This is a genomic window from Enterobacter sp. HSTU-ASh6 (assembly GCF_026319105.1).
In the GTDB taxonomy this organism is placed as follows: Bacteria; Pseudomonadota; Gammaproteobacteria; order Enterobacterales; family Enterobacteriaceae; genus Enterobacter; species Enterobacter sichuanensis.
Window position 1 is genome coordinate 22,350 of record NZ_WSPD01000012.1, and the last position, 12,771, is coordinate 35,120.

15 protein-coding genes are annotated in these 12,771 nt (G+C 54.3%); 4 read left to right on the forward strand and 11 right to left on the reverse strand.

What is annotated here, in order from left to right:
- Window positions 1-27: 27 nt before the first annotated feature.
- A complete protein-coding gene (gene mdtG / locus GM298_RS15335; RefSeq protein ID WP_095441024.1) occupies window positions 28-1,245 on the reverse strand; it encodes a multidrug efflux MFS transporter MdtG in 1,218 nt (405 codons plus the stop codon).
- A 141-nt stretch (window positions 1,246-1,386) separates the two neighbouring features.
- The gene (locus tag GM298_RS15340; RefSeq protein WP_104556318.1) at window positions 1,387-2,313 is read right to left on the reverse strand and encodes a Kdo(2)-lipid IV(A) acyltransferase; all 927 of its coding nucleotides are present in this window, start codon (window positions 2,311-2,313) and stop codon (window positions 1,387-1,389) included.
- Between the two features lie 222 nt (window positions 2,314-2,535).
- Between GM298_RS15340 and GM298_RS15345 the strand changes: the two genes are divergently transcribed.
- On the forward strand, window positions 2,536-3,585 hold the full coding sequence (locus GM298_RS15345) for a rhodanese-related sulfurtransferase (RefSeq protein WP_045285013.1): 1,050 nt from the start codon (window positions 2,536-2,538) through the stop codon (window positions 3,583-3,585).
- Between the two features lie 41 nt (window positions 3,586-3,626).
- Here GM298_RS15345 and GM298_RS15350 read toward each other — a convergent pair whose 3' ends face one another.
- From GM298_RS15350 to mdtH, 9 genes are all read right to left on the reverse strand, one after another.
- The gene (locus GM298_RS15350; RefSeq protein ID WP_045285012.1) at window positions 3,627-4,205 is read right to left on the reverse strand and encodes a YceI family protein; all 579 of its coding nucleotides are present in this window, start codon (window positions 4,203-4,205) and stop codon (window positions 3,627-3,629) included.
- Between the two features lies 1 nt (window position 4,206).
- Complete coding sequence (locus GM298_RS15355) at window positions 4,207-4,773, reverse strand: cytochrome b (protein WP_266154426.1); 567 nt, start codon at window positions 4,771-4,773, stop codon at window positions 4,207-4,209.
- A gap of 208 nt (window positions 4,774-4,981) precedes the next feature.
- Entirely contained in the window at window positions 4,982-5,095 is a 114-nt protein-coding gene (locus GM298_RS15360; RefSeq protein ID WP_032672401.1) for a DUF2770 family protein, read from the reverse strand.
- Window positions 5,096-5,155: 60 nt separating this feature from the next.
- Window positions 5,156-6,274: an N-methyl-L-tryptophan oxidase gene (gene solA / locus GM298_RS15365; protein WP_088244160.1), complete on the reverse strand. Its 1,119-nt coding sequence runs from the start codon at window positions 6,272-6,274 to the stop codon at window positions 5,156-5,158.
- 116 nt (window positions 6,275-6,390) lie between these two features.
- Entirely contained in the window at window positions 6,391-6,645 is a 255-nt protein-coding gene (gene bssS / locus GM298_RS15370) for a biofilm formation regulator BssS (protein WP_008500827.1), read from the reverse strand.
- Between the two features lie 273 nt (window positions 6,646-6,918).
- Window positions 6,919-7,164 carry a DNA damage-inducible protein I gene (gene dinI, locus GM298_RS15375; protein ID WP_266154429.1) on the reverse strand — a complete coding sequence of 82 codons (246 nt, stop codon included), beginning with the start codon at window positions 7,162-7,164 and terminating at the stop codon, window positions 6,919-6,921.
- A 75-nt stretch (window positions 7,165-7,239) separates the two neighbouring features.
- Window positions 7,240-8,286 carry a dihydroorotase gene (pyrC, locus tag GM298_RS15380; protein ID WP_262747448.1) on the reverse strand — a complete coding sequence of 349 codons (1,047 nt, stop codon included), beginning with the start codon at window positions 8,284-8,286 and terminating at the stop codon, window positions 7,240-7,242.
- Between the two features lie 127 nt (window positions 8,287-8,413).
- Entirely contained in the window at window positions 8,414-8,974 is a 561-nt protein-coding gene (locus tag GM298_RS15385; protein ID WP_025755839.1) for a lipoprotein, read from the reverse strand.
- 123 nt (window positions 8,975-9,097) lie between these two features.
- On the reverse strand, window positions 9,098-10,306 hold the full coding sequence (mdtH, locus tag GM298_RS15390) for a multidrug efflux MFS transporter MdtH (protein ID WP_025755838.1): 1,209 nt from the start codon (window positions 10,304-10,306) through the stop codon (window positions 9,098-9,100).
- A 236-nt stretch (window positions 10,307-10,542) separates the two neighbouring features.
- Between mdtH and rimJ the strand changes: the two genes are divergently transcribed.
- Genes rimJ through GM298_RS15405 form a run of 3 tightly spaced genes read left to right on the forward strand, consistent with a single transcriptional unit; the run spans window position 10,543 to window position 12,713 of the window.
- A complete protein-coding gene (rimJ, locus tag GM298_RS15395) occupies window positions 10,543-11,127 on the forward strand; it encodes a ribosomal protein S5-alanine N-acetyltransferase (protein WP_266154433.1) in 585 nt (194 codons plus the stop codon).
- A 9-nt stretch (window positions 11,128-11,136) separates the two neighbouring features.
- The gene (locus GM298_RS15400; RefSeq protein ID WP_047958264.1) at window positions 11,137-11,787 is read left to right on the forward strand and encodes a YceH family protein; all 651 of its coding nucleotides are present in this window, start codon (window positions 11,137-11,139) and stop codon (window positions 11,785-11,787) included.
- Window positions 11,788-11,789: 2 nt separating this feature from the next.
- Window positions 11,790-12,713, forward strand: coding sequence for a Gfo/Idh/MocA family protein (locus GM298_RS15405; RefSeq protein WP_126800884.1), 924 nt, complete (start codon window positions 11,790-11,792; stop codon window positions 12,711-12,713).
- Window positions 12,714-12,771 lie beyond the last annotated feature (58 nt).

Genomic DNA, 12,771 nt, shown 5'->3' on the forward strand with positions numbered 1-12,771 from the left:
GCAAAAATAAGCTGTCAGGCGTTCGTCTTATTCCGTTGCGGGCCGTAACGCACGGGATAAACTGAACCATGAATAGATCGCATTAAACAGCACCACGCCTGCCGTGACGATAAAGACGGCGCGAAAACCGAAGCTGGCGGAGATCCCTGCCCCGAGAAGCGGTCCGGTGACATTACCGATGTCGCGGAAGGACTGGTTATAGCTGAATATCCGCCCGGCAATCTGGTTTGTGGAGTTGTAGACCAGCAGGGTCTGGACGGCGGGCAGCAACGCCCCGTCGGCGGCACCCAGCAAAAAGCGCAGCACGCCCAGCTGCCAGGGGGATTGCACCATCGACATGGGGATAAGCAGCAGCACGGAAATCACGAGCGCACAGATCAGGATTTTCTCCGGACCGACGCGGTCCCCGAGTTTCCCTAACCGCGGGGCGCTAAGCAGCGCTGCCACGCCGGGCACGGAGGCAATCAGTCCACTGATAAAGGCGATGTTACTGACGTTGCCCGCGAGATCGCGGACGTACAGCGTCAGAATCGGGGCTATTGAACCGGTTGCCACCTGAATAATCAGGGTCGTCACGAACAGGCTCAGCACCAGTCTGGGGTTTTTAAGCGAGGCCAGCACGTCTCTGGCGTGAAGCATCTCTTTTTTGGCGACGGGTGTGAAATTTTCACGGATACAGAGCAGGGTGACAACAAAGCACAGGAACAGCACGCTGGCGGTGATAAAGAACACCGGTCGCAGGCCGTAGCTATCGGCCAGTAACCCACCGGCCAGAGGCCCCAGCAGGGCACCACTCACGCCGCCGGTTGAGAGCGTTCCCAGCGCCCAGCCGCTCTTATGGCGAGGAATTTGCGTGGCGATGAGAGCATTCGCGTTAGGAATAAATCCGCCCAGCAAACCCAGCAATGCGCGCAGGATCAGGAACTGCCAGACGTTTTGCGCCACGCCCATCAGCGCCATGATCATCGCCATCCCCAGCGCTGAACGGAGCAGCATAATTTTACGTCCCTTGCGGTCGGCAAGGCCGCCCCAGAAGGGCGAGGCAATCGCGGAAAAGAGGAACGTGATGCTGAACACCAGGCCAGACCACATATTCAGCGCACTGTGACCCGTCACGCCCAGCTGTTCGACGTAGAGCGGGAGGAAAGGCATGACCAGGCTAAACGCCGCGCCAGTGAGAAAACAGCCAAGCCACGCAACCGCGAGGTTACGCTTCCAGTTTATGGGGGCATCTGAGGGTGACATAACAATCCGCATAGTGAGGTGCAGAGCACCTGAGGCATAAAGTAATAAGCCTGCTAATTATGCGCCTGAGTTATGATTGCCGCAATGAAGGTGAGCTTTTAAAGCTAAAACAGCAGGCGGCCCTGAGAGCCGCATGATGAACTAATAGCGGGATGGTGTCCCTTTTGGCCGCGTTTTAAAGCGGCGGTGCAGCCACATATACTGCTCTGGCGCGAGCAGGATGCACTTCTCGACAATGCCGTTCATCCAGCGGGCGGTTGTCTCGGCGTCATCCAGCGGCGGCGCAAGTTCCGGCTCCAGCATAATCAGCTCGTAGCCTGAACCATCCGGCTTGCGGCGGGGAACAAAGGGCACGATGGCGGCTTTGGACATGCGCGCCAGCATCCAGGTGCCGGTCGTTGTGGCGGCCTCTTCAACGGCGAAGAAGGGAACAAATACGCTGGATTGCGGACCATAGTCGTGGTCGGGGGCATACCAGACCACTTCACCGGATTTCAGCGCGCGGATCATGCCCTTCAGATCCTTACGGTCGATCATGCTTTTATTGGAGCGCATGCGCCCGTTGGTCTGGATTAAATCGATGACCGGGTTATCGTTAGGACGATAAACGCCAATGCCAGGTGCCTGCATGCCAAACATCCGCGCGCCGATCTCCAGCGTCAAAAAATGGACGCCGATCAGCAGAACGCCCGTCTGGCTGGACTGAAGCGTATGCACAGGCTCCATGCCGGTTCCCGTCACTTCGCTCCAGCGAGCCATGCGTTTATCCGGCCAGAACCACGCCATACCGGTTTCCATCAGCCCCATCCCAACGGATTCGAAATTTTTCGTGACCAGCTGGTGACGCTCTGCTTCACTCATCTGCGGGAAGCACAGCTCAAGGTTGCGGTACGCAATCCTGGCGCGGCGCTTCATCACCTTTTGCGCGAGACGGCCCAAAGCGTTACCCAACCGGAAAATAACAGGGTAGGGAAGCTGTACCAGTAGCCATAAAAAGCCGATGCCAAGCCAGGTCAACCAATAGCGGGGATGCAAAAGGGCGGCAGTAAATTTTGGTAACTGGGTCATGTCTTTCCTGTGTTTAAACGTCCTGTTCCGCTAGTGTCTCACTTTTTGAGACGTAGCCAAAATATCTGCTTTCGAAACGTGCACGAATACAGCAATTGTTAACCCTGATTAATCAGGGAGTGTGAAATGTAGCGTAAATTGTGTGGATGTAAATTGGTTTTGTTTGCTATATGATGCCGACCGATTTTTTCATTCTCTCTGACGAACCCAGGACTGTACACCATGCCAGTGTTACACAACCGCGTATCGAATGAGATGTTAAAAGCGCGTATGTTGGCTGAAACCGAACCGCGCACGACCATCTCCTTCTACAAATACTTCACGATCAACGATCCGCAGGCGACCCGCGATGCGCTTTATCAGGCATTCACGGCGCTGAACGTCTTCGGACGCGTCTATCTTGCCCGCGAAGGTATCAACGCGCAGATTAGCGTACCGGAAAGCAAAGTGAGCGCTTTCCGCGAGTGTCTTTATCAGTTTGATCCGGCCCTTGACGGCTTACGTCTGAATATTGCGCTGGACGATGACGGGAAATCCTTCTGGGTGCTGCGCATGAAAGTGCGCGAACGCATCGTGGCGGATGGCATTGACGATCCTGAGTTTAACCCGGCCGATGTCGGTGAATATCTGAAGGCTGCAGAAGTGAATGCGATGCTGGACGATCCGGATGCCGTATTCATTGATATGCGTAACCACTATGAGTATGAGGTGGGGCATTTCGAGAACGCCATGGAAATCCCGGCCGATACCTTCCGCGAGCAACTGCCCAAAGCGGTTGAGATGATGCAGGAACATAAAGATAAAAAAATCGTGATGTACTGCACCGGCGGTATCCGCTGCGAGAAAGCCAGCGCGTGGATGAAGCACAACGGCTTCAATAAGGTCTGGCACATTGAAGGCGGCATTATCGAGTACGCCCGTCGCGCCCGTGAGCAGGGTTTACCGGTACGTTTTATCGGCAAAAACTTTGTCTTTGACGAACGTATGGGGGAACGTATTTCTGAGGACGTGATTGCCCATTGCCATCAGTGCGGCGCACCGTGCGATACCCATACCAACTGCAAAAACGACGGATGTCATCTGCTGTTCATACAGTGCCCGGCCTGCGCCGAGAAGTTTAACGGCTGCTGTAGCGAACTGTGCAGTGAAGAGAGCATGCTGCCGGAAGAAGAGCAGCGCCGTCGTCGCGCAGGTCGTGAAAACGGCAATAAGATTTTCAATAAATCCCGTGGCCGTCTGAATACCAAACTGGGGATCCCAGACCCGGAATAATGATAACGCCCGGCAGCGTAAAAACCTGCCGGGCGTATTTATCACGATTTCTGCTGAACCCCTTCAACGGAAATAATCAGCTCCACGTCCTGAGAGGCCGGGCCCAAATCCGTTGTGATATTAAAATCTTTCAGGTGGATTTTCCCCGCCGCTTCAAAGCCCGCGCGTTTACCGCCCCACGGATCGTCTCCCTGACCCAGTAATTTTGCTTCAAGGGTGACAGGTTTCGTGACGCCATTGAGCGTCAGGTTGCCGGTAATATCCAGCTTATCGCCCGCTTTCTTTACTTCCGTCGACGTAAAGGTTGCCTGCGGGAATTTCGAGACATTCAGGAATTCAGCACTACGCAAATGTTTATCGCGCTCTGCATGATTCGTGTCGACGCTGTTGGTATTAATCGTCACATTGACTTTATCGGCGGCAGGGTTTTTATCGTCAAACGTGAACGTGCCGTCAAAATCTTTAAAGGTTCCGTACAGCCAGCTATATCCCAGATGCTGAATACGGAAATTGACGAAAGCATGCTGGCCCTCTTTATCAATTTTATAATCAGCCGCCACGGCGGAACCGGCGGTCAATAACAGAGAACCCAGTGCGATACCCAGCAGGTGTTTTTTCATTTTATGCTCCAGAGTCAATGGACGAGCGTCCAAGCATGCGCTTGAGCGTATCGTCTTTATCAATAAAGTGGTGTTTGAGGGCGGCAAGCCCGTGCAGTACAGACAGGATCACCACGCTCCAGGCAAGCCAGAGATGAATGACCCCAGCTGTGTCTGCCTGAGATCCGGCATCGCTGATCGTTGCCGGAACATCGAAAAGACCAAAGACGCTAATCGGCTTACCGTCCGCTGTCGAGATCAGGTAGCCGCTAATCAGGATGGCGAAGAGCAGCGCGTAGAGCGCAATATGTGCCGCGACGGCACTTACGCGGGTCATTTTACCGTGGCTTTCCGGCGCCGAGGGCGGCGGGGAAATATGTCGCCAGACCACGCGAAAGACCAGCCCCAGCATCAGCAGAACGCCAATGCTTTTATGTAACTCCGGCGCCTGGTGATACCAGCCATCGTAATAGCTGAGCGTGACCATCCAGAGGCCAAGACCAAACATACCGTAGACGGCAAGAGCAAATATCCAGTGCAAAGCTATGGATATTATTCCGTAGCGTCGGGAGGAGTTACGCAATTGCATCAGAATGTCCATTTTCAAATTAACCGAAGAGTAAAAATGAACGGGGCGGCATAATATTGCAACTGAAAAAATGGTATATTGATTTTTATTTTTCTTATTTCAGCAATTTTGACAAGAAACGCTAAAGTTAATTCAATTGCTTCGTGCAAGTAGAAATAGTGAATTTCAAAAAAGATAAATTAATGTCAATTACTGTCAGTGCGGGCTTTCAATAAAATACAATGTACACGAAATCGATAATAGCCAGCAGCGCCCACAATAAGAGGTAGAGCATAAAATGCTCACGAATATTATTGATGAGGAAGTTAACAATCCTGCGCATATCGCTCCGCAATTCAGTGTGAATGAAACGGGCTCCGGGAAGTCCGAAGCCCGCGAGGGATTATCCGTTAAAACGCGAGAGTGAGAAGGGCGTCAGATCAAACTGCGGCGTGATACCCTGGGCAAACTGCGCGGCAATTTCCCCCAACACGGAGGCAAACTTAAATCCGTGACCGCTCAGCCCGGTGATAAGCAGGGTGTTGTCATGGCCTGGCAACGTATCAATGATAAAGTCTTCATCCGGCGTGTTGTCATAGGTACAGGCTGCGCCATACAGCAAGCCGCCGACACCGGGAAGGATGTTACGCAGGAACGAGAAGGCTTCTGAACCATCCTGCGGGAAGGCGCCGAAGGGTTTGCGCTCTTCAGGGGAGGCGATCGGCTGGCCTCCGTTGTGTTTACCGATTTTCAGCGCGTCTTTCTCGGAAGGGAAACCGTAGAACTGGTCGCCATTCGGCAGTTCACCGGTAAAGGCCGGGAATTTATTCTGTGCGCTGAAACGACCATCTGACTGGAACCAGGAGAAGACCTTACGCACCGGCTGAATGGGCAGGTCTGGCATCAGACGGGTGACCCAGGTTCCCGCGCTGACCAGCAGGCGGGACGCGGAATATTCGCCGTCGAGGGTCTTCACGGTGACGCCGTCAGCGTCATGGGTGATGGCGTCCACCGGGCAGTTAAACAGCTGCCCACAACCCGCTTTCGCGGCAAGATCGATCCAGGTTTTGATCGCGGTTTCGCAATGCAATACCCCGGAATTGGCTTCAAAGAGACCAATATAATCGTCCGGGACGGTAATTTCAGGCCAGCGCGCGGTAACGGCCGCCGCGTCCAGCTTCTCAACGTTAAGATTAAAGGCTTTCGCGCTGCGTTCGACATTAGCGAGAAATTCCGAACGGGCCGGACCAAGGTTGATAACCCCGGTACGCTCGAAAATGCGATCTTCGGTCTGTTTCGCCAGTTCATCCCACAGCGTCTGGGCGCGAAGCACCAGAGGAACATAGCGTTCGCCTTCCCCGTAGGCATGGCGCATGAGGCGGGTGTCTCCATGATGGCTACCCTCCGCATGAGGCGGAAGATGGGCATCAATCATCAGAACGTTCAGACCCGCCTGCGTCGCGTAATAACCGGCGGCCGAACCTACGGAGCCGCTACCAATAATGATTAGGTCGTATCTCATATCTTTCTCGTAAACTGATGTTTTGTTAGCAGAGTAATTAACAACGCGGGGTTAGACAAGGGAGAAATAAATAAGGCACCGCGAGGGTGCCTGTTGAGTGAAAAGTGGGCATACGGTTAGTGCCGTTTATACTCATTTTCCTGATAGTCGCCAGATTCTATTTTGGCAATACCTGCCTCCAGAATAGAAATAAACTGACGAGCGACGTCTGTTGTTAGCCACAGCGTCTGTCCAACTTCCGCTTCTTCACGGTTGAGTTGATTCGGGGTCTGGTAGTGCAAACGCAGCATCAGCGCATCGTAGCTATCTACGGTACTGATATCCCAGCCAACAAGTGGGTGGGTCTGGATGACTTCACTATTCTTTTCCATTATAACCCCCTTAATGCGTGTTAGAAGACAACGACTCTGAGGTTCAATGCATGTTTTTCTGAAAGCATCTTCAGTATACCAAGTAATAAGGGTTCCAACGGGAAAAATAAACAGGTGGCAACACATTTTTCTGCTTTTTAGGATTGTTCGAACAATAAAACACCATCTCGTTCACGATTTTTAAAGAAGATGCCGAATTAATTTGAACTTCCAGAATGTTCAGACGAAAAAAAGCCGGGGCGACCCGGCAAAAAACACAATGAGGGAGCAGTGTTAATCTGTGATGAACCAGTCGTCGGCGCTTTCCCACGTTTCCTGCAGGATTTCGCTGATGCGACCTTTATCTTCTTTCGCGCCGCCAATGACGGAGAGATTGTTCGCTGAGGCGTAACGCACCGTTACGGCACCCGCGTTGTCGGGAAAGGTATTATTAATACGACGGGACAATTCGCCTGCCAGTGCATCAAGCGCGCCGGCAGGCAGAACGGTCGTTTTGGCTATGGTGACTTCAATACGCATAAAGGCCCCCTGTGTAATATACTGTTTATTTATACAGGTATATTCTCGGTTTGACAACAAGGGGGCATTGATTTTTTAACGTTTTACCGTCCAGTTTACGGTTTCACCCGCCAGGAATGGGATCAGCGTGTCATCCGTCAGCGCGATGGACTCCTCAACGTGGTGCGTTTTACGCTCCAGTTCGATGAAGGTCTCGTTCACCGGCAGGCCATAGAAACGCGGGCCGTTGAGAGAGCAGAACGCTTCGAAATGCTCCAGCGCGTTCATCTCTTCAAACACGGTCGCGTAGCTGGCAAGCGCAGTTGGCGCGTTGAAACAGCCTGCGCAACCGCAGCTTGCCTCTTTACGATGGCGGGCGTGAGGGGCGGAATCGGTGCCCAGGAACGCACGGGAGAACCCGCTGGCTACCAGCTCGCGCAGCGCCTGCTGATGGATATTGCGCTTAAGAATAGGCAGGCAGTACAGGTGAGGGCGCACCCCGCCGACCAGCATGTGGTTGCGGTTAAACATCAGGTGCTGTGGCGTAATGGTCGCGGCGATAAGTTCGTTGCCGTCACGCACGTACTCTGCTGCGTCTTTGGTGGTGATATGCTCGAAGACCACTTTCAGCGCCGGCAGGCGCTGGCGCAGAGGCTCCATGACGGTCTCAATAAAACGGGCTTCACGGTCGAAGATGTCAATCTCGGCATGCGTCACTTCCCCATGAACCAGCAGTGGCATGCCCAGTTTCTGCATGCGTTCCAGCACCGGCATGATGGCATCAATACTGGTGACCCCGTGGCTGGAGTTGGTGGTGGCATTCGCCGGATAGAGTTTCGCCGCCGTAAATACGCCTTCGTTGAACCCGCGCTCCACTTCGTTCGGATCCAGGGAATCGGTCAGATAGCAGGTCATCAGCGGGGTAAAATCATGTCCCGCGGGAACGGCATCAAGGATGCGCTGGCGGTAGGCCATCGCCGCATCGACGGTGGTGACTGGTGGCACCAGGTTAGGCATGACAATCGCGCGGCCATAAATTTCGCTGGTATAAGGCACGACGGTTTTCAGCATATCGCCATCACGCAGATGGATATGCCAGTCGTCAGGGCGGCGGATTTTAAGAACCTGGGGTTGTGCAGTCATGGAAGCTCCGGCTTGTCAGGGATCAGTCATAAGGATGGCTGTTTTTGCCGGACACAAATCATAAGCGGAAACGTTTTCCTTTGCACACTTTTCCGTAAAAAAAAGGGCGCCGCGGCGCCCCTTCAGGTTAATCGGTGAAAGGAATAATAATTTCTCCTGGTTTCACCTCTATGCCTTTAGCATATTTTTTCGCCAGGGCTTCCCCTTTGCTTTTGTCTTCACTTAAGACGTACGCGGGCTGCTGGTTAAAGTAATTACGCAGTGACTGATTCAGATAAGGCATCAGGGTTTGCAGAACCGGCGCCATCTTGTCCGGGGAAACCTTCGCATCGACGACTTCCATCTCCTGCAGGAAAATCGCCCCTTTCTCCTTGTTGAAAACGGGCAGTGCCTTCAGCTTGAGCTTGATGTTGGCTTTCTGATTGCCAAAAAGGGATGACATATCGAGGTCTGCATCCCCTGACAGGGTGACTTTGTTTGGCTCTTCACGTCCGATCTGACTGGTCAGATTCGAGAGCACGATATGCGCGTCCGCAAGCCCCGGCACACCAATGTCTTTAGAAAAATTATTATGTTTTTCCAGCGCCTGATTAATTTCCTGTTCACTGACGGTATATTGCGTGAGCTGGTTACAGCCAACCAGCAGACCGCTGACAATGAATGCAGCAGCAAAGACAATCTTCTTCATAGTGTTCCTCAACGAAAAATCGGCGCTTCTGTCCTGTTACGCCAGTATGTCAGTGTGAAATGGCAGAAACCAGCAGAAAAAACTGAGAAATGGGGCGGGAAGGACTCCCGCCCGAGGGAAAGGCTACGCGCCGGGTTCGAGCATGCCGCTCGCGCTGCGTTTCTGGCTGAACTGCCACCACAGGGCAAGGAGCGTCATAAAGCCCACCACGCCGAGCATCATCCAGGGAAGCTCAGGTTGCTGTAACGCTTTGCCGGCATCAAACAGCCAGCCGCCGCCGGTGTATCCCAACGCGCCGCCAAGGGCCAGCCCCAGGCGGCTGAACCCCATATAGCTGCCGCGTGCGCGCGCATCCGCGAGCGAGGCGCTCAGCGTTTCACGGGCAGGTTCGGCGATGATGGAGCCGATATAGAACGTGCAAATCAGCGTAAACAACTGCTGAAGCGAGTTCACCAGACCAATAGGCATCATGCTCAGGGTCATCAGGAACAGCCCGGCCATCAGGCGATGTTCCAGACGAAAACGCCGTTCGCTCCAGCGGGCAATCGGATAGAGCAGCGTCAGAGAAAGCGCGGCTTCAATGGCGTACATCCATTTAACGGCAGCAGGGGTGCCCGCAATGTCATTCACCATGATCGGCAGCATCAGCATCACCTGCACGGCAAGCATGTAATACCCCGTCAGGGTCAACACATAGGTGACAAAGCGTTTGTCATGCAGGACGCGCCCCAGCCCTTCCCGGACCGGCGCTTTGACCGTCGACAGCTTCCACGCTGGCAGGAACAGGCCATTAAACAGCGCGCACAGAACAAAGAGCACCGCACCCGCCGCGCAGACCAGACGGAAGTCATACTGCAGAAGCCAGCTTCCCAGCAGTGCGCCGACAACCGCTCCGGCACTGTCCTGCATCATCAGAATTGAGAAAAAACGACCGCGGTGCTGCGGACGAATGAGCTTCACCACCAACGCGGTGCGCGGCGGATCGAACAGGGTCCCCCCGATACCGGAGAGGAAGCAGGAGAACCAGAGCAGCCAGGGCTCGTGGGCGATGGCCATCGTGGCAAAGCCTGCCGCGCGGAGCAGCATGCCGGTCACGATCATTGGTTTAGCGCCAAAACGGTCAGCGATGGCACCGCCAAATACGCCGAGACCTTGCTGCACAAACTGGCGTAACCCCAGCGCGATGCCGACCATCAGCGCTGCCCAGCCCATTTGATCGACGAAGCGAATCGAGATGAGGGGGAATACGACAAAAAAGCCGAGCACGACGAGCATGTTATCGACCAGCAGGAAATATTTACCCAGGCTCCTGGCCTGTGATACGCGGGACATTTTCCCTCCAGGGAAAATAAGATGGTGAGCACGCTAACATTCTGCGGTGTCGCTGCGTTTTTGCCCACCCCTGGGCGTGACAATATTTTTTTATCAAAAGCGCGCTTTGATAGAGAGTTCTCATCGAAAAAGAGGAAAAGGAAGCAAAATGGTATGTCACTGTTTTCACAGACGGCAGCGGCGCAGGTATAGTAAAGCTAATGGGTAAGCAGAAGTGACGGGAAGGAGTGGTATCGATGTTTTGCTATCGCAGTAATGTGCCAAAAGTGCGTCTGACAACGGACAGGCTGGTCGTTCGTCTGGTGCATGAGCGTGATGCCTGGCGTCTGGCGGATTATTACGCCGAGAATCGCCAGTTTTTAAAACCCTGGGAACCCGTTCGGGATGAGAGTCATTGTTACCCTTCCGGCTGGCAGGCGCGCCTCAGCATGATCACCGAATTTCACAAGCAGGGCAGCGCGTTTTATTTCGCCCTGCTGGATCCTGAAGAGAAAGAGATTATCGGGATCGCCAATTTTTCAAACGTGGTGCGGGGATCGTTCCACGCCTGTTACCTAGGCTACTCCATTGGCCAGAAATGGCAGGGGCAGGGGCTGATGTACGAGGCGCTGACGGTGGCTATCCGCTATATGCAACGCACGCAACATATCCATCGCATTATGGCGAACTACATGCCGCATAATCAGCGCAGCGGGAATTTGCTGGCGCGGTTAGGGTTCGAGAAAGAAGGCTATGCCAAAGACTATCTGTTGATAGACGGAGAGTGGCGCGACCACGTTCTGACGGCATTAACCACCCGGGACTGGACTGCAGGTCGTTAAGGAGAAAAGATGAAGTATCAGCTAAACGCTACAGAAGCGCGCGTGATTGGGTGCTTGCTCGAAAAACAGGTCACCACCCCGGAGCAGTATCCGCTCTCCGTCAACGCCGTGACCATGGCCTGCAACCAGAAGACGAACCGCGAGCCGGTCATGAACCTCAGCGAGCATGAGGTTCAGGACGTGCTGGATGCGCTGGTAAAACGCCATTATCTGCGCACCGTCAGCGGTTTTGGTAATCGCGTGACCAAATACGAACAGCGCTTTTGTAACTCTGAATTTGGCGACCTGAAGCTGAGCAGTGCGGAAGTGGCGGTCATCACCACGCTGCTGCTGCGCGGGGCGCAAACGCCGGGTGAACTGCGCACGCGTGCCTCCCGTATGCATGAGTTCGCGGATATGCAGGAAGTTGAACAGGTCCTGGAAGGGCTGGCCTCACGTGAAGATGGCCCTTACGTGGTGCGTCTGGCACGCGAGCCGGGTAAACGTGAAAGCCGCTATATGCACCTCTTCAGTGGTGAAATTGATATTTCAGATAAATCGATTACCCCCGATATCACTGTGGGTGACGACGATTTGGTGGCCCGCGTGGCGGCGCTGGAAGACGAGGTCGCAGGACTGAAACAGCGTCTGGATGCACTACTGGCACATCTGGGAGATTAACGGTGAAAAAATTACGTATAGGCGTGGTGGGGTTGGGCGGTATCGCGCAAAAGGCCTGGCTTCCGGTATTAGGCGCGGGGACGGACTGGACTCTGCAAGGGGCGTGGTCACCCAGCCGGGAAAAGGCAGAACGTATCTGCGAAACCTGGCGCATGCCGTATGCAAACTCTCTTTTGGATCTGGCCCGCGAGTGCGATGCGGTCTTTGTTCACACCTCAACGGCAACCCATTATCAGGTCGTGAGTGAGCTCCTTAATGCAGGCGTCCATGTCTGCGTGGATAAACCGCTCGCTGAAAATGTGCAGGACGCCGAACGGCTGATTGAGCTGGCAGCGCGTAAAAACCTGACGCTGATGGTCGGTTTCAACCGCCGTTTCGCCCCGCTTTACCAGCAATTAAAGGCGCAGTCCGGCAGCTTCGCTTCGCTGCGCATGGATAAACACCGCACCGACAGCATTGGGCCAAACGATTTGCGCTTTACGCTGCTGGATGACTATCTGCACGTGGTGGACACGGCGCTGTGGCTCGCCGGTAGCCAGGCGCAACTGCAAAGTGGGACGCTCCTGACGAACGAACAGGGTGAGATGGTCTATGCCGAGCATCATTTCGCGATTGAGCATCTACAGATAACGACCAGCATGCACCGTCGTGCGGGCAGCCAGCGCGAGAGCGTTCAGGCCGTCACCGACGGCGCACTGTACGACGTTACCGACATGCGTGAATGGCGGGAAGAGAAGGGCCGCGGCGTGGTGATGCAGCCGGTACCGGGCTGGCAGAGTACCCTGGAGCAGCGCGGTTTCGCCGGTTGTGCCCGCCACTTTATCACCTGCGTGCAAAATCAGACGGTTCCTGAAACCGCCGGCGAACAGGCCATTATGGCGCAGCGCATTGTGGAACGGCTGTGGCGCGAAGCCATGAGTGAATAACTCGCGGTAACATCTGCGGATAGTAATTCGTTGAAATCCGGTTAGACTAAGCGCCGCT

Coding starts and splice junctions, on each gene's coding strand:
- mdtG (WP_095441024.1), bottom strand. CDS start 1,245: ATGTCACCCTCAGATGCCCCCATAAACTGGAAGCGTAACCTCGCGGTT.
- GM298_RS15340 (WP_104556318.1), bottom strand. CDS start 2,313: ATGACCCAGTTACCAAAATTTACTGCCGCCCTTTTGCATCCCCGCTAT.
- GM298_RS15345 (WP_045285013.1), top strand. CDS start 2,536: ATGCCAGTGTTACACAACCGCGTATCGAATGAGATGTTAAAAGCGCGT.
- GM298_RS15350 (WP_045285012.1), bottom strand. CDS start 4,205: ATGAAAAAACACCTGCTGGGTATCGCACTGGGTTCTCTGTTATTGACC.
- GM298_RS15355 (WP_266154426.1), bottom strand. CDS start 4,773: ATGCAATTGCGTAACTCCTCCCGACGCTACGGAATAATATCCATAGCT.
- GM298_RS15360 (WP_032672401.1), bottom strand. CDS start 5,095: ATGCGCAGGATTGTTAACTTCCTCATCAATAATATTCGTGAGCATTTT.
- solA (WP_088244160.1), bottom strand. CDS start 6,274: ATGAGATACGACCTAATCATTATTGGTAGCGGCTCCGTAGGTTCGGCC.
- bssS (WP_008500827.1), bottom strand. CDS start 6,645: ATGGAAAAGAATAGTGAAGTCATCCAGACCCACCCACTTGTTGGCTGG.
- dinI (WP_266154429.1), bottom strand. CDS start 7,164: ATGCGTATTGAAGTCACCATAGCCAAAACGACCGTTCTGCCTGCCGGC.
- pyrC (WP_262747448.1), bottom strand. CDS start 8,286: ATGACTGCACAACCCCAGGTTCTTAAAATCCGCCGCCCTGACGACTGG.
- GM298_RS15385 (WP_025755839.1), bottom strand. CDS start 8,974: ATGAAGAAGATTGTCTTTGCTGCTGCATTCATTGTCAGCGGTCTGCTG.
- mdtH (WP_025755838.1), bottom strand. CDS start 10,306: ATGTCCCGCGTATCACAGGCCAGGAGCCTGGGTAAATATTTCCTGCTG.
- rimJ (WP_266154433.1), top strand. CDS start 10,543: ATGTTTTGCTATCGCAGTAATGTGCCAAAAGTGCGTCTGACAACGGAC.
- GM298_RS15400 (WP_047958264.1), top strand. CDS start 11,137: ATGAAGTATCAGCTAAACGCTACAGAAGCGCGCGTGATTGGGTGCTTG.